Below are 18,355 nucleotides of genomic sequence, written 5' to 3' on the forward strand. Positions count from 1 at the left end.
GTTTCCCTGCTGCGACGGCGCGCGCTACCGGGCGCTGGTGATCGTGGCGGAGCCGGCCGAGACGGTGACGTTGACGACGTTCCGAGCACCCGCATCGGTGCGCAGTTCGTTGTGGAACTCACCCGCCGACACGTCCGACTGGACGTCGTACGAGCCGTCAGGCAGCCGCAGATCGAGCGAGCCGGCGCTGACGTCGACCGTCACCGTCCGCGGCGGCGATCCCTCCAGCCGCGCATCGATCGTCCCGGCGCTCACCGTGAACTCGGCCTCCGCCACGTCGGTGAGGTCGATGTCCGCTCCGCCGGCGCTGAGGTCGGCGAGAAGCGTCTTCGCGGATCCGTCGACGGTGAGCGAGCCCGCGCTGACCTCGATGTCGAGGGCACCGAAGTCTCCGTCGACAGTGAGGTCGCCCGCGGACAGGTCGAGGTCGGCATCCAGAGTCGCACCCTCGATGTCCCGCGGGAGTGTCAGGGTCGCCTTCACGTCCTCGCCGAAGAAGAACCATCCGGGACCGAATCTGCGTGGTGATTCGACGTTCAATTCGTCGCCGTCGCGCTCCAGGGTCCAGGGGCCGACGCCGGCGCCGCTGGTCACCTCGAGGGTCGCCTCCACGACGTCGTCGAACTCGATCCGCAGGGCTGCCCCATTGACGGAGATGTCCAAATCGGTGACGCCGGCCGCGTCGATCGACTGCGACTCGGTGTGCACGCTCGCGGCGGCGATCGTCGAGAACGTCGCGGAGCCGATTGCGCCGAGCACGACCGCCCCGCCGAGTGCGATGGTCAGGATGGCCACGACCCGCGATGCGCCCCGCGTCTCACGGTTCTGCGGCGGAGTGGGCGTCACCGGGCGCGCGGCGTCCGGCGGATAGGTCGGGCGGGCGGGGTCGGTCGGGGTGCTCATGAAGGTGCTCCTGCCTGCGGCTGTCCGCCGCCGTATTCGAGGTGGACGAGCGCTGCGAGCACTCGTCTGTTGCCGGATTCGTCCGGTTCGAGATCGAGCTTCTGGAAGATCGCGGTGATGTACTTCTCGACGCTGGCCTCAGAGACGAACAGCGTCGAGGCGATCGCCTGGTTGGATTTTCCTTCGGCGATGAGCGCGAGCGTCGACGCTTCGCGATCGGTGAGACGACGCATCCGTTCGTCCTGCGGTCGCCGGCTCAGCAGTTGCGCGACGACTTCGGGGTCGAGCACGGTCGCGCCTTCGCTGATCCGGGTGATCGCGTCGAGGAAGTCGGTCACGTCGGCGACCCGGTCCTTGAGCAGGTAGCCGAGCGCACCTCCCTGTGCCGTGATGAGGTCGGTGGCGTAGCGCTCTTCGACGTATTGCGACAGCACGACCACCGGAAGCGCCGGGTGCTGCGCGCGCAGCCGGAGTGCGGCACGGATTCCCTCATCGGTGAAGGTGGGCGGCAGTCTCACATCGAGGATGCACAGATCCGGCGAGGTGTCGGCGACCGTCTGGTCGAGCAGCGTCGCATCCGGCAGTGCCGCGACCACGATGTGCTTGGCATCCTCCAGCAGCCGCACCAGACCTTCGCGCAGCAGGACCGAGTCCTCGCAGATCAGGATGCGCACGGGACGCTCACCTCCAGGGATGTGGGTCCGCCCTGTGGGCTGTCCAGCCGCACCGTGCCGCGGGCCGCGAGGATGCGGTTCGAGATGCCGTCCAGTCCTCCGCCGGCGATGACCTGCGCGCCGCCGATGCCGTTGTCCTCCACGCGCGCCCAGAGCGTTCCGCCCTCCCGCTGGCGCACGATGACCCGGCAGTCAGTGGCGCGGGAGTGCTTGGCCGCGTTGGTGAGCGTCTCGGCGATCGCGAAGTACACGGCCGCTTCGGCGTCACGGCTGCAGCGGGAGTCGAGCCGTACGTCCAGGTGGACCGGGATGTGGGATCGTCCGGCGAGGGCTGAGAGGGCGGCATCCAGACCCCGGTCATCCAGGACGGACGCATGGATGCCGCGGGCGAGTTGTCGCAGTTCGGTGATCGCCGCTTTGGTGGAGGTGTGCGCCTCGGCCAGCAGCGCCTTGGCCGCTGCCGGGTCGTCGTCCATCTTCTGCTGCGCCAGGCCGAGGGTCATGCCGACCGACACCAGTCGGGGCTGTACGCCGTCGTGGAGGTCACGCTCGATGCGCGTGCGCTCTACCTCGGACGCGCGGAGGGCGCCGGCGCGCTGGGCATCGGAGGTCCGAGCCTGCTCCGTCAGCTGCGCCTCGCGGGTGGGCACCACGATCACGCGCGCCAGCACACCGTGCAGCAGCGCGATGCCGACGACAGCGGCGAGCGCGACCACGGCCGCGAGCACTCCCACGATCGACGCCCACGCCACGGGCACCTCGAACGACGTGGCCGCGAGTCGCACGGCGCCGCTGCGGGCGAACAGCGGCGCGAAGGCGAGGACGATGCCCGACGCGAAGATCGAGATCAGTGGCAACACGACCAGCCCGAGGATGGTGGAGATCGCGGCGCTGGCGATGGCGCGCCACATCGACGGGTCGATGAACTGGTGCCAGACCATCCGCAGGAACCCACCGAAACCGGGACGCGTGCGAGCGCGTGGCCGCAGACCCGGCAGTCCGAGCGAGTACAGACCGTCGACGCGTGCCGTCTCCAGCCAACCCAAGCCGTAAAGGCCGTAGATGAAGCCGAGCAGCAGCGCGAGACCGATTCCGAGTACCGGGACCAATCCCAGCCCGACGCCCAGCAGCGTGGCGAGCACGGTGAAGACGATGGGACCGATGATCCCGAGCGCGGCCAGTTGCGCGATGGCGCCGGCGACACGCAGCGGGGCGGCGAGGGTGGGGGGACGCTGTACTGCCGACGACGGTTCGACGGGTCGCGTCAAGGTCTGAGAGGTCATGACTCCACGGTACGGTCGTGCCTCTCGCGACGCCCCCCGGTGGACCCGACTCCTGGGTTCGGGTTATCCCTACGACAGCGCCGGCCCCGGCGAGGGCTCTGCGGAGTCCTCGAGCGGAGCGACGTCGACCGAGACCCGCAGAGTCGAATTCTTGGCCTCCGTGAAGATCACGCCCTTCACCGGTGGAACGTCCCCGTAGTCACGGCCCCATGCCACGGTGACGTGCCGGTCCGAGACCCACTGGTCGTTGGTCGGATCGAAGGCGAGCCATTGGTCCGAGCCCGGCAGCCACGCCGCGACCCACGCGTGCGACGCATCCGCGCCGACCAGGCGCGGCGTTCCCGTTGCCGGGCGGGTCGCGAGATAGCCGCTGACGTATCTGGCCGCGATGCCGTGACTGCGCAGACACGCAAGAGCGAGGTGCGCGAAGTCCTGACACACGCCCGCCCGCTTCTCGAAGACGTCCGCCACCGTGCTCGTGACCGTGGTGGCTGTCTTGTCGTAGTGGAAGTCGGCCTTGATGCGATGCATGAGATCGGTGACGGCGTCACCGATCGGCCGGCCGGGCGCGAAGGACGCGGCGCCATACTCCCGCGCGGCGCCGATGTGCCGCACTTTGGGCGATTCGAGCGCGAACTCCGTCGCCGCCCAACTGCGCGGTGAGGCGGTGGGTTTCGCCAGCGGTCGCGCGCTCTCCCATGCTCCGGCGAGCGCCTCGGTGTCGTAGACGGTCGGCAGGACGGTCACCTCGCTGGTCGCATCGATGGTGAGCTGCGTGTGCGGCTGGCTCACATGGAAGTACGAGACGACATTGCCGTAGCAATCGATGTCCTCGGTGATGTCACCGGGAACCGGATCGATCACGACCGTGCGAGCGGCGACCTGCTGCCACGGCAGTTCCCGCGGTCGCAGGTGGGCCAGGCCGAAGCTGCTCGCGACGTCCTCGTCGTACGCGTACGTCGTGCGATGGGTGACCCGGTACCTCACCTCGTCACCTCCGACGACGGGGCTGCCGCCTGTGCCGTCACTTCGGTCAGCGACAGCGACGAGAGCGGCTGCGGATGGGGTCCGCCCCCGAAGTGCAGGTGGGTGATGGCATCGCCCAGCCGCTGCAGCTGCGCGTGCGTCTCGCTGAGGAACGCCCCGAGCCCGGGGCGGGTGTCTTCCTCGGAGACCGCGAGCTCGACGCGATCGGTCTGCTCGAGCGACTCCTCGAGGTGTTCGATCAGCCGCTCCGGCCGGGTCGACCCGCTGGAGCCGGCCAGCTGCGACAGGTGGACGCGTACGCGCTCGAGCGAGAACGCCAGCGAGCGGGGGTTGTCGGGGTCGGCGAGCAGCAGTTCCAGCACGTCGGCAGCGCGGACGCCGCCCCGGAACCGACGCCGGTGCGTGACCGAGCTCTCCGCCGCCATCAGCACACCGCCGAGCACCGCGCGTTCCGTGCCCGCCCCCGAGACGGTGGTCGTGGCGCCGAGCAGCGTGCACACCTGCAGCGCCCGCTCCAGGTAGCGCCCCGCCTCGATGGCGTGCCAGCCGTCGTCGCGCATCATGTTCGCGGTGACTCCGTGCAGGGACAGGATGCCGCCCAGCATCCGACTCGCGGACTCGGCGATCTGCGGTCGGCGAGATGCACGCAGTGCCTTCATCGCGCGGTCGGTGCTGCCGAAGGCGCGCCAGGTATCGCCCGAGAGCTGGTCGCGCACGCCCTCGAGCGCATCACGCAGGCGTTCCAGGGAGTGCGCCGCCGAGCCGGGCCGATCCGCATCGACCAGCAGCGAGCGCTGCTCGAGATCGGGGTCGGGCCAACGCGATCCGCCGAGACGCTGAAGCACTCCGAGAAGTGCGCCCAGTGCCGCGCCACCCTGTGTCGTCGAGGTGAAGTCGAGCTGCTCCGCGTAGGCGCTGACGGTGATGACGAGACGCACGAGGTCTTCGGCGCGCTCCGTGTACCGGCCGGACCAGAACATGTCCTCGACGGCCCGCGGGGACAGGACCGGAACGGCGCGGGACAGCGGGACGGGCGCCACCTCGACCAGACCCTGGTCCGGGTCACCCGGCGAGGCCTTGAGCACCCACACGTCCTTCGTGCGCAGGGCGGCCGTGCGGCCGTCGACGAGCGTCGCCAAGCCTCCGACGAGCGGCCGGTAGATCGCACCGTCGCGCACCGTGAATGCGCGCAGCACGAGCGGCTGGGGCTGCACCCGCCCCGACACGCGGCCGGTCTCGCCCCAGGCCGGCGCCTGCGACAGGGGCACGCGCGCCTGCCCGACGAATCGGTGCGGTGCCGCGAGGATCCGGGCTCGAAGGGATGCCGGGTCCAGAGCGGACAGATCGGCGGCGCGTCCGTCGATCTCACGCACGATCATCTCCGAGGAGTGATCGGCCACCGCCTCCAGCACCGTCGCCAGCTCATCGGGGTCGCCGCACCATCGGGTGGGCACCGATGGGAGCCGCAGCTGCTCGCCGAGCAGCCGCTCGCAGACGGCCGGCATGAACGGCATGAGCCCGGGGTTCTCCAGCACGCCCTCGCCGAGCCCGTTCACGAGGCGCACGCGCCCGCGGCGCACCACCTCGGTGAGACCGGCGACACCCAGTTGCGACCCGGCGCGCAGTTCGAGCGGGTCGCACCATTCGGCGTCCACACGGCGCAGGACCACATCCACGCGTTCGTGCGGCTGCTGCTGCGGAAAGCCGGCAGGTTTGAGCCACACCCATCCGTCCTGCACCACGAGGTCCTCGCCCTGCACCAGCGGGAATCCCAGGATGTTGGCCAGAAAGGCCTGGTCGTACGCGGTCTCCGAGTGCGTCCCGGGCGAGAGCACGACGACGCGCGGGTCGACGGCCGCCGCGTGGGCGGCCTGCAGCAGGGCAGCGCGCAACACCGAGAAATACGGCTCCATACGGTGCAGCCCGGCCTCTTCGTACAGCTCGGGGAGCACCCGCGAGAGGACCCGGCGGTTCTCCATGGCGTAGCCGAGTCCCGACGGCGCCTGGACACGGTCGGTCAGCACGCGCCACTCCCCCGCGGCATCGCGCCCCAGGTCGGTGCTGGAGAGAATCAGCGGGTTCGCGTCGAAACCGCGTCGACGCGCGATCGGGCGGATGAATCCGGAGTGGCCGAACACGACTGCGGCGGGGATCACACCCTCGGCGAGCAGCCGCTGGTCGCCGTAGATGTCGGCGAGCAGCGCGTTGAGCAGCTCGGTCCGCTGCGCCAGCCCGACCTCGAGACGTGCCCAGGTCGCGGCATCCAACACCAGGGGCATGGGGTCGAGCTGCCACGGCTGCGAACCGGCGTCGCCGCTGCCGTACGTCGCACCGTCGTCGGCCAGCAGAGTGGTGATCTCGGTGTCGATCCGGTCCACCTCGGCCGGAGTCAACTCGACGGCGATCGTCGCCATGCCCTTCCACGCCGGTCGCAGCGCGCCGTCGGGCCCGACCACCTCGTCGAACCTCGCGCCGTTGCCGGGCGGGAGCGGAAGAGTCGGCTGCGCGAGCCCCGCCGCGTAGTCGCGGAGAACGCTCATCGGGGCAGACTCTCCGGGGCGGCTGTCACTGGCACGTGGAACACTCTCGCACGTGCCGGGCCGCGTCGAAGGACGCGGCCTGCGCGGGCGGAGGTCAGCGGGCGTCGACGAACGGTGCCGCGGTGGCGGCATCCGTGAGCGTGGCGGTCTCCGCCGCGGCGAGCGCCACCATCACGTCGTCGGTCAGATCGTCGATGTGCTCGAGTCCGATGGACAGCCGGACGACGCCGGCACCGGGCTTGGCCGGCCCCGCGACCGGTCGGTGCGTGAGCGAGGCCGGATGCTGCACGAGCGAGTCGATGCCGCCGAGCGAGACCGCGTGCTCGATGAGCTCGCACGACTCGGTGAACCTCGCCGCCGCGTCGTACCCGCCTGCGAGTTCCACCGCGATGATCGAGCCCGGTCCTTCGAGCTGGCGACCGAGAAGCCCCTGGGGATCCTGGCCGGGGAGCCCGGGGTAGAAGACGCGGGCGACGGCGTGGTGCGCGCTGATCCGCTCGGCGAGCACCTGCGCGGTCGCCTGCTGCGCGCGCACCCGAAGAGGCAGGGTGCGCAGTCCGCGGTGCAGCAGATAGGCGGCCATCGGGTGCAGCAGTCCTCCGGTCAGTGCACGCACGCGGCGCAGCCGTTCGACCCACTGCTGATCGGTCGCGACGACTCCACCCATCACGTCGCCGTGCCCACCGAGGTACTTCGTGGCGCTGTGCAGCACCAGAGTGGCGCCGTGACGGGCCGGCTGCTGCAGGACCGGAGTCGCGAAGGTGTTGTCCACGAGCACGGGGACCCCGCCGGCTGCGGCGACCACCTCGGCGAGATCCAGCAGCTCGAGCGTCGGGTTCGCGGGCGTCTCGACGATGACGAGCCCGGTGTCCGGACGCACGGCGGCGGCGATGCCGTCCGCCGATGCCCAGGTGACGGTCGTGCCGAGCAGTCCGCTCTCGAGGACGTGATCGGATCCGCCGTACAGAGGCCGGACCGCGACGACGTGCGGCTTGCCGGCGGTGACCGATGCGATCAGGCACGCCGTGAGCGCGGCCATTCCGCTGGCGAAGGCCACGGCCCCCTCGGTGGATTCGAGGTCGGCGAGGGCATCCTCGAAGCGCGCGACGCCCGGCTGCCACAGACGCTGGTAGACCGCGCTGCGGCCCGGTCCGAGACTCTGCCCCGTCGCCAGTTCCTCGTAGGCGAGGCCGCCGCTGCCCACATCGGGCAGCGGATACGTCGTCGAGAAGTCGATGGGCGGAACATGCGTCCCGTTCTCGCGCAGACCCGCCATGCCGGCGTGCACGGCGCGGGTGTCGAACCGGGGATGCCTCTTGTCCATGGGCCCAGAACAGCAGAGACTTGCGCCAGCAGCAATCCGACCTGAAGCATGCCTTCCTGATGGGCGCTCTTGCCGAAGATGCTGCATTCGAGTCCCGACCAAGGAGCATCATGGCGCAGGTCCTTAATCTCGACCGAACCGACCGCGCGCTGCTGCGCGCACTGACTGCCAACGCGCGCGCTTCCGGCGCAGCCCTCGCCTCGACCCTGGGCATCGCGGAGTCGACCGTCTCGCTGCGCCTGCGCAGGCTCCAGACGAGCGGCGTGATCCGTCGCTACCGGGTGGATCTGAACCCGATGGCGCTGGGCGCCACCGTGCAGGCTCTCATCGCGATCCGGCTCGTCAAACACGCCCGCGAAGAGATAGAGGCCTTCCGGCGGGCCGCTCCGAGCCTGCCCGGCGTCCTCAGCCTGTTCCACATGGCGGGTGCCGACGACTTCCTGCTGCACGTGATCGCACGGGACGCGGCCGAACTGCGCGAGTTCGTGCTCGCCCACCTGACCGGCCACCCCGCCGTTGCCCACACGGAGACGAACCTCATCTTCGAGCACGCCGACGGGGACGGCTGGCAGCAGCTCATCAGCTGACGGCGGTGCGTGCGCGGGATCGCGACTCGTCGCCGTCTACTCGGCGTCGCGCAGCAGCTGCTCGCGCACCTCGCGGCGCAGCACCTTGCCGATGAGCGAGCGGGGCAGCTCTTCCACGGCGAAGAACTTGCGCGGCACTTTGTAACCGGCCAGATGGGTGCGGCAGTAATCGCGCAGCACGTCGGCGTTGAGCTCGGTGCCCTCGCGCAGCACCACCGCGGCGACGACCTCCTCGCCGCCCTTGCGGGGCAGCGCGACCACGGCCGCCTCGACGATGTCGGGGTGTCCGTGCAGCGTCTCCTCAACCTCCGTCGGGGCGACGTTGAACCCGCCGGTGATGATGATCTCCTTGAGTCGATCGACGACGGTCACGAATCCGTCGGGCGAGACCGTGACGATGTCGCCGGTGCGCACCCAGCCACCGGGAAGCAGAGACGCGGCCGTCTCGGTGGGCCGTCGCCAGTACCCCTGGAAGACCTGAGGACCGCGAATGAGCAGTTCGCCCGACTCGCCGAGCGGTCGGTCGACGTGCCAGTCGACGGGGTCGACGACGCGGATCTCGGTACTCGGGAAGGGCACGCCGACGGTGCCCGGGCGCCGCGACGGGCCGATCGGATTTCCGAGGGCGACCGGCGAGGTCTCGGTCATCCCGTACCCCTCGACGAGCAGACCGCCGGTGGCGCTCTCCCACCGCTCCACCGTCTCGACCGGCAGGCTCATCGCCCCCGAGATGGCGAAGCGCACACTCTTCAGGTCGATGTTCCCCCGCTCGGCCGCGCGCGCGAGCTGGTCGTAGATCGGTGGCACGGCGGGCAGGAACGTGGGGGGACTCTTGGCCGCGGCATCCGCCACCAGCTTCGCGTCGTACTTCGGGAACAGGACCAGACGCGCGCCCAGGCTCATCGCGAACGTCAGGCACAGGGTCATGCCGTAGGCGTGGAAGAGGGGCAGCACCGCGTAGAAGGTCTCCTCTCCCTCCGACAGCCCGGGCACCCAGGCGCGGCCCTGCATCGCGTTGGCGCGCAGGTTGCGGTGCGTCAGGATCGCACCCTTCGGTGCTCCGGTGGTTCCGCTGGTGTACTGCAGGAGGGCGATGTCATCCAGGGTGGGGCGCGGATGCCGCGCGCTGAGCCGTCGTCCGCCCACGAGCTTCTGCCAGGTCAGCACCTTCCGGGCCTTGGGTGTGGACGTCAGCTGCGCGCGCGCGTCGCGCGCCTTGGCGATCGGCAGACGCAGCGCGATCCTCGTGCCCAGCGGCATCGCGTCGGTGATGTCTACGCTGACGATGCGCTCGAGCGTCAGGTCGGACGGAAACCCGTCGAGGGTGTCGTAGACCTTGTCCCAGGCGATGGCGAACCGCGCCTGGTGGTCTTCGAACTGATGCCGCAGCTCGCGCGGTGTGTAGAGGGGGTTGTGCTCGACCACGATGGCGCCGAGGCGCAGTACCGCGTAGAACGCCACGACGTGCTGCGGGCAGTTCGGCAGGACGAGGGCGACCCGGTCGCCCGGCATCACCCCGAGGCGGCGGAGTCCTTCCGCTGCGCGGTCGATCTGCTCGCCGAGGTCGCGGTAGGTGGTGGTGGCGCCGAAGAATTCGAGCGCGACGCCCGGGCCATAGCGGGCGATGCTGGCCTCGATCATGTCCGGGAGGGTCTGGGTGACCTCGTCGATCGCGTCGGGAACCCCCGGCGCATACGCCGACAGCCACGGGCGGGATGCGTATGGGTTTCGCGACTCCATGATTCGAGCCTATAGCGGCGCCTTGCGGGCTAGCGTGGACGCATGACGAGCCCGATCGACCCCACGTCTACCTCCGCCTGGGCAGCCCTCACGGCCTCCCGCGCCGCCTTCACACCGGATCTGCGCGGCTGGTTCGCCGATGATCCCGGCCGCGTCGAACGCCTCAGCTTCGCCCTCGGCGACCTGCACGTCGACATGTCGAAGAACCTCGTCACCGATGAGATCCTCGCCTCGCTCATCGACCTCGCCGCACAGACCGGCGTCGCGCAGCGGTACGCGGCGATGCTCGCGGGCGAGCACATCAACACCAGCGAAGACCGTGCCGTCCTGCACACCGCGCTGCGCCGGCCCGCCGGTGCGGCGCCGGCGCTCGTGGTGGACGGCCAGGACATCGACGCCGAGGTCCACGAGGTGCTCAACGCCGTCTATGCCTTCGCCGAGCGGGTGCGGTCGGGGCAGTGGCGCGGGGTGACCGGCAAGCGGGTCACACACGTGGTGAACATCGGCATCGGCGGGTCCGATCTCGGGCCCGTCATGGTCTACGAAGCCCTCAAGCCCTATGCGGATGCCGGGATCCACGCACTGTTCGTCTCCAATATCGATCCCACTGATCTGGCGCAGACCACGGCCGGACTCGACCCCGAGACGACCCTGTTCATCGTCGCCTCGAAGACGTTCACGACGCTCGAGACCCTCACCAACGCGCGCCTCGCGCGGGACTGGCTGTGGGCAGGCGTCGAGGCATCGGGCGCGATCGACGGCGACGCCGGGTCGAGAACGGATGCCGTGGCGCATCACTTCGTGGCCGTCTCGACCGCGCTCGACAAGGTCGCGGCGTTCGGCATCGATCCGGCCAACGCCTTCGGATTCTGGGACTGGGTGGGCGGGCGCTACTCCGTCGACTCCGCCATCGGGCTCTCCCTGGCCACGACGCTCGGCCCCCAGGTCTTCAGCGAGCTCCTCGCCGGATTCCACGATGTCGACGAGCACGTGCGGACCACTCCGCTCAGGTCAAACGTCCCGGTCCTCATGGGGCTGCTCAACGTCTGGTATTCGAACTTCCTCGGCGCGCAGTCCCATGCCGTGCTTCCGTACTCGCAGCAGTTGCACCGCTTCGCCGCGTACCTGCAGCAGTTGACGATGGAGTCCAACGGCAAGTCGGTCCGCTGGGACGGCACGCCGGTGACCACCGTCACGGGTGAGGTGTTCTGGGGCGAACCAGGCACCAACGGACAGCATGCGTTCTATCAGCTGATCCACCAGGGCACGCGGCTGATCCCCGCCGACTTCATCGCCTTCGTCAACCCCGCTTATCCGCTCGAGGACGATGGGCGCGACGTCCACGGCCTGTTCCTGGCGAACTTCCTCGCCCAGACGAAGGCACTCGCCTTCGGCAAGACCGCCGAGGAGGTCGAGGCCGAGGGGACGACGGGTCCGCTCGTGGCCGCACGCACCTTCGCCGGCAACCGCCCGACGACCTCGATCTTCGCGCCGGCGCTGACCCCTCGCGTCCTCGGGCAGCTGATCGCGCTCTACGAGCACATCACCTTCACGCAGGGCGCCATCTGGGGCATCAACTCGTTCGACCAGTGGGGCGTCGAGCTGGGCAAGCAGCTGGCGATGCAGATCGCGCCGGCGATCGAGGGCGACGCGGACGCCCTGGCGGCCCAGGACGCTTCGACCCGCGCGCTGCTGGAGTACTACGCCGCCCACCGCGGGCGCTGAAGCGAGACTCAGGTCGTGGGCGTCTCCGCCGGCGCCAGGAGTCCGTCGAGGAATTCCCGGTGCCGCAGGAGGAAGGCGCGCTCGTCCAATCGCTTCCGCCGCAGCCAGCTGGTGACCTCGTCGTTGCTCTTGCTCGCGTTGCACGAACCGCAGGCCGGCACGATGTTCTCCACGGTGTAGCGTCCGCCGCGCGACAGTGGCAGCACGCAGTCGCGCTGAAGAGCGGCGACCGGCGAGCCGCAGTATGCGCAGCCGCTCCACGCGGCCCGGATCTGCGCCCACTGCTGCGGGGTCAGGTCGTTGTCCGCGGCATCCATCCGTCGTTTCCGACGACGCGATGCACGCGCACGGCGAGACTGCGAGACGGCCATGCTCGCCAGCGTAGGCCGAGCGGATGCCGCGGCCCCGGCGACGCGGCGGTCAGAGCCTCTTCACGACCGTGAACAGGATGACGGAGTCCTCCACCGCCTCGAGCGAATGCAGGCCGTCGGGGATGGTGAGCAGGTCTCCGACGGACCCGTTCCACGACGCATCCCCGAATCGAAGCAGCACGCGCCCGGTGAGCACCTGCACCGTCGCCTCACCGGGATTCTCGTGCTCGGAGAGCCCCTCGCCGGCGCGCAGTGCCATCACGGTCTGGCGGAGCTGGCGCTCGTGCCCACCGACCACCGTCTTCGCGCTGCGACCGCTCGGGGCATCCTGCGCGTGTCCGAGCTCGTGCCGGGCGAGCGCGATCAGCGACGTCTTCTGCATGTGCGGACCCTTCTCGAGGTCACCCGCGCCGGCATGCTCGCCCGGTGAAAGGGTGACGTCTCGCTCTGCGGCGACGGCGCCGCGGATGCTTCCACGGTAGTCCCCCGGGCGTGCGCGGACCACGATCGCCAGACCGCGGCAGAGCCCCTGGAAGCCCCCATCTTTGACCGGATGGGCGGCGTGCCGACGCCGCGGGAGTCGTCTGATCAGGACTTTCCCGCGGCGGCGCTCCCACGCTTCTGCCAGCAAGCGCAGGGGTTTCGTCCAGACCGGGGGCGCAGACTCGGTGGTTTGTGCCCGACCCGAGGGCGCATTGCGCCGCTTCGCCGGCGCCTCATCCCCCAGGAAGACCTTCTCCCCCGATGCTCAACGCCAAGCCAGTCCGCCCTGCCCGCCGTTCGTTCCTCACCCCCCGCGCCACCGCCTTCGGCGTCGCGCTCGCGCTTCTGGCGGGGGCGGGAATCACCACCGCCCTGCCCGCGGCCGCACTGACACCGGCCGTCGTCGCGGTCGCCCCGGGAGGTTCGGCGGCGGAGACCCTGCTCGAGATCTCCGCAGACGCGCAGTCGACGTTGGGCGCCGCGCGCGCGGCGCTGGCGGCGACGGGCACGGTGAGCGCCGACATCGCGGCGTCCGGCCTGGACATCGGCGTGGAGACCACGATCGTCGACACCGCCGCCCTGCGCGCGGACGTCGATCGGCTGGCCGCGAAGGACGTCGTGCCCGCACTGATGCTGCCCGGGCTCACCGACGAAGCCGCGACCGAGACACGCAAGGTCCTCGCGAAGCTGTCCGAGCTGCGCGAGCGCCTCGAGGCGGCGCAAGCGCAGAAGGCTGCCGAGGAAGCGGCCGCTGCCGCCGCCGCGGCCGCGCAGAAGGCGGCCGAGGAAGCCGCCGCCGAGGCGCAGCGTCAGGCAGAGGCCGCCGCCGCAGCGCTCGCCGCAGCCAACACCCCGGAGGGCGCGAAGGTCATGGCTCAGCAGATGGCCTCCGCGAACTACGGCTGGGGCGCGGACCAGTTCTCGTGCCTCGCGTCGCTGTGGGATAAGGAGTCGGGCTGGAACTACCAGGCCTACAACGACTCGAGCGGTGCCACGGGCATCCCCCAGGCGCTGCCCGGCAGCAAGATGGCCAGCGCGGGCTCGGACTGGCAGACCAACGCGGTGACGCAGATCGCGTGGGGTCTCGGCTACATCGCGTCCGTCTACGGCACCCCGTGCAGCGCGTGGGGTCACTCGCAGTCGACCGACTGGTACTGATCGGTCACACGTCGATCGAGGCGCTGAATGCCTCTTTCGTGACGGCGACCGAGTTCGGGCCGAGGTGCTCGCGCAGGGCGGCGGAGACGTCATCGACCTGGGCGAGCATCTCGGGGGTCAGCGCGTCGAGGAAGAGCTCCCGAACGGCACGCAGGTGCGGGACGGATGCCGCCCGAAAAGCCTCTCGGCCGACTTCCGTCGCGACCACGTCCACCCCGTGCACGTCGTCGGCACAGGCGACCCGGCGGATCAGGTGACGCTTCTGCATCCGGCCAAGATGATGTGAAAGCCGACTGCGCTCCCAGCCGATCAGCGTCGCGAGCTCCGATGAGCGCACGGTGCGCTGCGGCGCCTCGGTGAGGGCGAGCAGCACCTGGTAGTCGCCCGCGGTCAGCGACGACTCGTTCTGCAGACGGCTCGCCAGACGCGTGCGCAGCACCTCCGCCGTCTCGATGTAATCCCGCCAGATGCGCAATTGCTCTCGCGTGGGCATCGTCTGGTGCTTCTCACCCAACTCTTCTCCTCGCCCTTCTCTTGGCGCTTCCCGCGGCTCTGCTCCTTGGGAATTGATACGTCAATCCTATGGTTATGACATTGACACGTCAATCCGGAGCTACCGGCGACCAAAAGGAACCCAAGCCATGAGCGACTTCACCGACATCGAGTTCGGAATCGACACGTTCGGAGATCTGGCGCGCGACGACCGCGGTGCTGTCATCTCCCACGGGGCGGCGATCCGCGCCACCCTGGCGGAGGCCGTCCTCGCCGACGATCTCGGCATCGACGCGATCGCCATCGGAGAGCACCACCGTCCCGAGTTCGCGATCTCGTCCCCCGAAACCGTTCTCGCCGGGATCGCCACCGCGACCGACCGCATCCGTCTCGGTTCCGGCGTCACGGTATTGTCCTCCGACGACCCGGTGCGCGTGTTCCAGCGCTTCGCCACCGTCGACGCCCTCTCGAACGGCCGTGCCGAGGTCATCCTGGGCCGTGGATCGTTCACCGAGTCGTTTCCGCTTTTCGGGTACCACCTCTCCGACTACGACGTGCTCTTCGACGAGAAGATCGACCTGTTCCACGCGCTGCTCGACGAGAAGCCGGTCACCTGGGAAGGGACGACTCGCCCGCCCCTGCACGAAGCCGATGTCTTCCCGAAGACCGACTCCGGTCGATTGCGCACCTGGGTGGGCGTCGGGGGCACCCCGCAGTCCGTGGTGCGCACCGCACACTACGGATTCCGACTCATGCTCGCCATCATCGGCGGCGCGCCAGCTCGCTTCGCGCCGTATGTCGATCTGTATCGCCGTGCGACGGAGCAGCTGGGCACGACCGCCCATCCGGTGGGCATGCACTCCCCCGGATTCATCGCCGAGACGGACGCGGAAGCAAGAGAGACCTTCTACCCCGGCTACAAGGTGATCAGGGACCGGATCGGGGCGCTGCGTGGCTGGCCGCCCCTGCAGCGCTCCGAGTTCGAATCGGACGTCGAGCACGGATCGCTGTACGTCGGCTCGCCGGAGACCGTGGCCCGCAAGATGGCGGAGGCCATCAGAACGCTGGACGTCGGCCGCTTCGACCTCATCTACACCGCCGGCGGCGCCCTGCGCGCGAGCGCCCGCCTTCGTGCCGTCGAGCTGTACGGCACGAAGGTGATCCCGATGGTCCGCGAGCTCCTCGCCGACACGCCCGCCCGCTCGGCCATGACCGGAGCGTCGTTCCGGCGATGAACGAGAGCAGCGACAGGGACATGACGATGCGCGCGAGCACGACGGTCGGAATCCTCGGGGCGGGCAAGGTCGGCACGGTGCTGGCCCGCCTCGCACTGGCCGCCGGGTACCGCGTGCTCATCGCCGGCTCCGGGGATCCCGAACGGATCGCTCTCACGGTCGACGTGCTCGCGCCTGGCGCAACGGCCGTCGGTGCGGAGGAGGCAGCCCGCGCCGCCGACATCGTCGTGCTCGCTCTGCCTCTCGGCAAGTACCGGCGTCTTCCATCGGCCGACCTCGAAGGCAAGCTCGTCGTCGATGCCATGAACTACTGGTGGGAGACCGACGGCATCCGCGACGACCTGAACGACCCGCGCACCTCCACGAGCCAGACCGTCCAAGGCTTTCTTGCCGCCTCCCGCGTCGTGAAAGCACTGAACCACATGGGCTATCACGACCTCGAGGAGGGATCCCGACCTGCCGGCGCCGGCGGACGCAAGGCGATCGCGATCGCCGGCGACCGTGCGGGCGACCTTGCGCGCGTCGCGGAGTTCGTGGACGCCCTGGGTTTCGACCCGGTCATCGCCGGTTCCCTCGCGGCGGGCGTCGTCCTGCAGCCGGGAAATCCGACCTTCGGAGCCAACCTTCCGGCGGAAGACCTCGGCCGGTTGATCGATGCGGCACGCGCGAGAGCGTCATCACCTGCGCGCCGAGTCCTTGCCGGGTCGCCCTCCTGGACACACTGATCGACCAGTTCATCGCGTGGCAGAAAAGCCTCCGACGGCGCCCCTGAAAAGAATCACGAAAAGGTAACGGAAACCCCTTCCCTTCCGTTACCTCGTCGTTATAGAGTTCACGTACGGAAGTTGTTTTGCTGTGGCAACGACCGCATGTGATTGCAGGAAACTCTTGGTGCAAGGGACAAGGGCCGGTCGGGAAGCCTCTCCGACCGGCCCTGACTTGTACCCGCTGCGGGAACGCGCAAGGCACTCCTGGACAACCGACGCCGCGGCAGGAGAACTAGACCCCGCCGCCGCCGCCGCCGCCACCGCCACCACCCGCGGAGCCCCCGCCGCTGGACCCGCCCGAGGTCGACGCTGATGAGGACGAGCTCGCCGACAGCGAGGTGATCCCCGCGGCGAAGGACGCGGCGCTGAACCCGCGCGAACCGGAGTACCAGCCGGGTGAGTCATCCGGCCCGTAGAGCACGGCGAGCTGCTCGGCCCACTGCTTCTCCTGCCCGAAGACGACCGCGTACGGCAGCAGCACCTCGTACAGCTTGAGCATCTCCCTCGGATCGTTCGGGTTGATACGCACCCGCTCGGCGCCCGCGGGTGACTGCAGCATGCGGATGCGGTCAGCCTCGGCCCACTCGATGAATTCCTTGAGCCCCTTGAGGTGATCGCGCACCTCTGCGCCGGCGGCGGTCAGGGGCCTGCGCGAGATCAGCCCGATCACCAGCAGCAGCGCCAAGGCGGCCCCGACGATCACCAGGATCGGGATGACCGGATCCACCGCGTTGGCGAAGGCGAACACGCCGGCGAGAACCACGAGCAGCAGCGCTCCGATCGCCGCGAGCACCGGCCATGCTCGCACCGCGTTCGGGACTTCGCGGCGCAGACCACGCTGGGTGAGCTCGTCATTGGCGAGCTTCAGGATCTTCTGCGCCGCGGCGGAGAATCGCGTGTCGGTGCCGCCGAACTCGTACTCGGCTCCGGGCTCGAGGAACGGGAAGAGCCCGCCCAGCAGCAGCCTCCCGTCGCCGTCGGCGCGGGAGGGATCGATCAACTGCGCTTTGAGCTTCACCCCGCCGAACAGCTTCGGCGCCCCCTCGATGATGCGGATGCTGCCCACCACCGCCTGCTCGAGGACCTCGGCCGGTATGGCCTTCGTGGTACGCCCGAGCAGCACGGCGCTCTCGAGGGCGTCGATCCCCGGGGGCGGCGTGTACTCGGCGATGATCGTCGGCCGCCCCGGGGCATCGCGCAGCCGGCGTACGCGCGTGACGATGGCGAGGACGACCGCGGCGAGAACCCCCAACACGCCGATTCCCTGGACCCAGCCCCAGGGCGAGGCGAGATACGACGAATCGAAAGGCGTGAAGGTGCCCTGCGCGAACGCGATGGAAATGGTGACCGTCTCGTAGGAGTACACCGGTGCCGCGGAGGCGTCGATCACCGCGGCGCCGGCGGGTGCGGCATCCGTCGTGATCTCACATGTCTGCTCCGAACCCTCGGAGCCGACGTAACAGGCCAAGGCCCCGGTCAGCGCACCGGCGAGCTCGTCCGGCACGGTCACGCGCGCGCTGACGCGGCCGAACTCCTGCGGCCACGCCGTGCCGTTCACGTCCCAGTAGAACTCGTCCACACCCGTGTTCTCGAAGAACCGGGCGACGTTTCGCAGCGTGTAGGTGAACACGTACGTCTGGGTGCCGTGCACGTAGTCGTCAGCGCGCGAGGTCATGGTGAAGTCGCCGTCATCCGAAGCGGTCTCGGCCTCACGCGGGTTGCCGTCCGCGTCGGTGATCGAGACCAGCTGGGGGTGCAGCGGCGCGCCCAGATAGGTATCGGGGATGCTGCGGCGCATGCCCCGGTTCTGGTCCTCGTCGGGGAAGAGTGCGACGAACCGCTCCTGCACCCGCAGCGTGCTCGTCCCGTCCTCGTCCCTGCCGAGCGTGTAGTCCACGTCGAGACTTTCGAACGAGAAGTCCTCGACGTCGCTCGACGCGGAGGTGACGACGTCGGCAGCAGAGGCGCTGAGCGGATACCCCGAGAGCAGTGCCAGTGGCAGCCCGACGGCGATGAAAGCGACGACGAGGACGCGCACCAGCTGTGAACCCATATCTCTCAGCCTATGGGCCTGGCCAGCCGCGCC

Annotated in this window: 16 protein-coding genes; 5 read left to right on the plus strand and 11 right to left on the minus strand. The window is 69.7% G+C overall.

All coding sequences use genetic code 11. From position 1 onward, the window contains the following. Nucleotides 1-24: 24 nt before the first annotated feature. The 6 genes from ABD655_RS15340 to ABD655_RS15365 all read right to left on the minus strand — a co-directional run bounded on the left by ABD655_RS15340 (nucleotide 25) and on the right by ABD655_RS15365 (nucleotide 7,711). On the minus strand, nucleotides 25-903 hold the full coding sequence (locus ABD655_RS15340) for a DUF4097 family beta strand repeat-containing protein (protein ID WP_344715253.1): 879 nt from the start codon (nucleotides 901-903) through the stop codon (nucleotides 25-27). Continuing rightward, nucleotides 900-1,577, minus strand: a complete 678-nt coding sequence (locus ABD655_RS15345) for a response regulator (protein WP_344715255.1) — start codon at nucleotides 1,575-1,577, stop codon at nucleotides 900-902. Before ABD655_RS15345 ends, ABD655_RS15340 begins: the two co-directional genes overlap by 4 nt. Further along, entirely contained in the window at nucleotides 1,565-2,860 is a 1,296-nt protein-coding gene (locus ABD655_RS15350) for a sensor histidine kinase (RefSeq protein WP_344715257.1), read from the minus strand. Before ABD655_RS15350 ends, ABD655_RS15345 begins: the two co-directional genes overlap by 13 nt. 69 nt (nucleotides 2,861-2,929) lie before the next feature. Then, nucleotides 2,930-3,847, minus strand: coding sequence for a transglutaminase family protein (locus ABD655_RS15355; protein WP_344715259.1), 918 nt, complete (start codon nucleotides 3,845-3,847; stop codon nucleotides 2,930-2,932). Then, nucleotides 3,844-6,387: a circularly permuted type 2 ATP-grasp protein gene (locus ABD655_RS15360; RefSeq protein WP_344715261.1), complete on the minus strand. Its 2,544-nt coding sequence runs from the start codon at nucleotides 6,385-6,387 to the stop codon at nucleotides 3,844-3,846. Before ABD655_RS15360 ends, ABD655_RS15355 begins: the two co-directional genes overlap by 4 nt. 94 nt (nucleotides 6,388-6,481) lie before the next feature. Beyond that, nucleotides 6,482-7,711, minus strand: coding sequence for a trans-sulfuration enzyme family protein (locus tag ABD655_RS15365; RefSeq protein WP_344715263.1), 1,230 nt, complete (start codon nucleotides 7,709-7,711; stop codon nucleotides 6,482-6,484). 110 nt (nucleotides 7,712-7,821) lie between these two features. Between ABD655_RS15365 and ABD655_RS15370 the strand changes: the two genes are divergently transcribed. Then, nucleotides 7,822-8,298 carry an Lrp/AsnC family transcriptional regulator gene (locus ABD655_RS15370; RefSeq protein WP_344715264.1) on the plus strand — a complete coding sequence of 159 codons (477 nt, stop codon included), beginning with the start codon at nucleotides 7,822-7,824 and terminating at the stop codon, nucleotides 8,296-8,298. Nucleotides 8,299-8,334: 36 nt separating this feature from the next. On the opposite strand, the gene ABD655_RS15375 is transcribed toward ABD655_RS15370, so the two are convergent. Then, entirely contained in the window at nucleotides 8,335-10,038 is a 1,704-nt protein-coding gene (locus ABD655_RS15375; protein ID WP_344715265.1) for a long-chain-fatty-acid--CoA ligase, read from the minus strand. 42 nt (nucleotides 10,039-10,080) lie between these two features. On the opposite strand from ABD655_RS15375, the gene pgi reads away from it, so the two are divergent. Further along, nucleotides 10,081-11,763 carry a glucose-6-phosphate isomerase gene (gene pgi, locus ABD655_RS15380; RefSeq protein ID WP_344715266.1) on the plus strand — a complete coding sequence of 561 codons (1,683 nt, stop codon included), beginning with the start codon at nucleotides 10,081-10,083 and terminating at the stop codon, nucleotides 11,761-11,763. 8 nt (nucleotides 11,764-11,771) lie between these two features. Here the strand turns inward: pgi and ABD655_RS15385 are convergent, their stop codons facing one another. Together ABD655_RS15385 and ABD655_RS15390 are read right to left on the minus strand one after the other, a co-directional pair. Continuing rightward, nucleotides 11,772-12,134: an HNH endonuclease gene (locus ABD655_RS15385; RefSeq protein WP_344715268.1), complete on the minus strand. Its 363-nt coding sequence runs from the start codon at nucleotides 12,132-12,134 to the stop codon at nucleotides 11,772-11,774. A gap of 49 nt (nucleotides 12,135-12,183) precedes the next feature. Next, a complete protein-coding gene (locus tag ABD655_RS15390; RefSeq protein WP_344715270.1) occupies nucleotides 12,184-12,516 on the minus strand; it encodes a cupin domain-containing protein in 333 nt (110 codons plus the stop codon). A 362-nt stretch (nucleotides 12,517-12,878) separates the two neighbouring features. Between ABD655_RS15390 and ABD655_RS15395 the strand changes: the two genes are divergently transcribed. Further along, entirely contained in the window at nucleotides 12,879-13,775 is an 897-nt protein-coding gene (locus ABD655_RS15395; protein ID WP_344715272.1) for an aggregation-promoting factor C-terminal-like domain-containing protein, read from the plus strand. 4 nt (nucleotides 13,776-13,779) lie between these two features. On the opposite strand, the gene ABD655_RS15400 is transcribed toward ABD655_RS15395, so the two are convergent. Further along, on the minus strand, nucleotides 13,780-14,268 hold the full coding sequence (locus ABD655_RS15400; RefSeq protein WP_344715274.1) for a MarR family winged helix-turn-helix transcriptional regulator: 489 nt from the start codon (nucleotides 14,266-14,268) through the stop codon (nucleotides 13,780-13,782). 148 nt (nucleotides 14,269-14,416) lie between these two features. Here ABD655_RS15400 and ABD655_RS15405 point away from each other — a divergent pair, with 148 nt between their 5' ends. Next, nucleotides 14,417-15,502, plus strand: coding sequence for an LLM class flavin-dependent oxidoreductase (locus tag ABD655_RS15405; protein WP_344715276.1), 1,086 nt, complete (start codon nucleotides 14,417-14,419; stop codon nucleotides 15,500-15,502). Then, nucleotides 15,499-16,227, plus strand: coding sequence for an NADPH-dependent F420 reductase (locus ABD655_RS15410; RefSeq protein WP_344715278.1), 729 nt, complete (start codon nucleotides 15,499-15,501; stop codon nucleotides 16,225-16,227). Before ABD655_RS15405 ends, ABD655_RS15410 begins: the two co-directional genes overlap by 4 nt. Nucleotides 16,228-16,501: 274 nt before the next feature. On the opposite strand, the gene ABD655_RS15415 is transcribed toward ABD655_RS15410, so the two are convergent. Further along, on the minus strand, nucleotides 16,502-18,322 hold the full coding sequence (locus tag ABD655_RS15415; protein ID WP_344715279.1) for a DUF2207 domain-containing protein: 1,821 nt from the start codon (nucleotides 18,320-18,322) through the stop codon (nucleotides 16,502-16,504). Between the last annotated feature and the right edge of the window lie 33 nt (nucleotides 18,323-18,355).

The organism is Microbacterium terregens, assembly GCF_039534975.1.
In the GTDB taxonomy this organism is placed as follows: Bacteria; Actinomycetota; Actinomycetes; order Actinomycetales; family Microbacteriaceae; genus Microbacterium; species Microbacterium terregens.

Coding starts and splice junctions, on each gene's coding strand:
- ABD655_RS15340 (WP_344715253.1), bottom strand. CDS start 903: ATGAGCACCCCGACCGACCCCGCCCGCCCGACCTATCCGCCGGACGCC.
- ABD655_RS15350 (WP_344715257.1), bottom strand. CDS start 2,860: ATGACCTCTCAGACCTTGACGCGACCCGTCGAACCGTCGTCGGCAGTA.
- ABD655_RS15360 (WP_344715261.1), bottom strand. CDS start 6,387: ATGAGCGTTCTCCGCGACTACGCGGCGGGGCTCGCGCAGCCGACTCTT.
- ABD655_RS15365 (WP_344715263.1), bottom strand. CDS start 7,711: ATGGACAAGAGGCATCCCCGGTTCGACACCCGCGCCGTGCACGCCGGC.
- ABD655_RS15370 (WP_344715264.1), top strand. CDS start 7,822: ATGGCGCAGGTCCTTAATCTCGACCGAACCGACCGCGCGCTGCTGCGC.
- ABD655_RS15375 (WP_344715265.1), bottom strand. CDS start 10,038: ATGGAGTCGCGAAACCCATACGCATCCCGCCCGTGGCTGTCGGCGTAT.
- pgi (WP_344715266.1), top strand. CDS start 10,081: ATGACGAGCCCGATCGACCCCACGTCTACCTCCGCCTGGGCAGCCCTC.
- ABD655_RS15385 (WP_344715268.1), bottom strand. CDS start 12,134: ATGGCCGTCTCGCAGTCTCGCCGTGCGCGTGCATCGCGTCGTCGGAAA.
- ABD655_RS15390 (WP_344715270.1), bottom strand. CDS start 12,516: ATGCAGAAGACGTCGCTGATCGCGCTCGCCCGGCACGAGCTCGGACAC.
- ABD655_RS15395 (WP_344715272.1), top strand. CDS start 12,879: ATGCTCAACGCCAAGCCAGTCCGCCCTGCCCGCCGTTCGTTCCTCACC.
- ABD655_RS15400 (WP_344715274.1), bottom strand. CDS start 14,268: ATGCCCACGCGAGAGCAATTGCGCATCTGGCGGGATTACATCGAGACG.
- ABD655_RS15405 (WP_344715276.1), top strand. CDS start 14,417: ATGAGCGACTTCACCGACATCGAGTTCGGAATCGACACGTTCGGAGAT.
- ABD655_RS15410 (WP_344715278.1), top strand. CDS start 15,499: ATGAACGAGAGCAGCGACAGGGACATGACGATGCGCGCGAGCACGACG.
- ABD655_RS15415 (WP_344715279.1), bottom strand. CDS start 18,322: ATGGGTTCACAGCTGGTGCGCGTCCTCGTCGTCGCTTTCATCGCCGTC.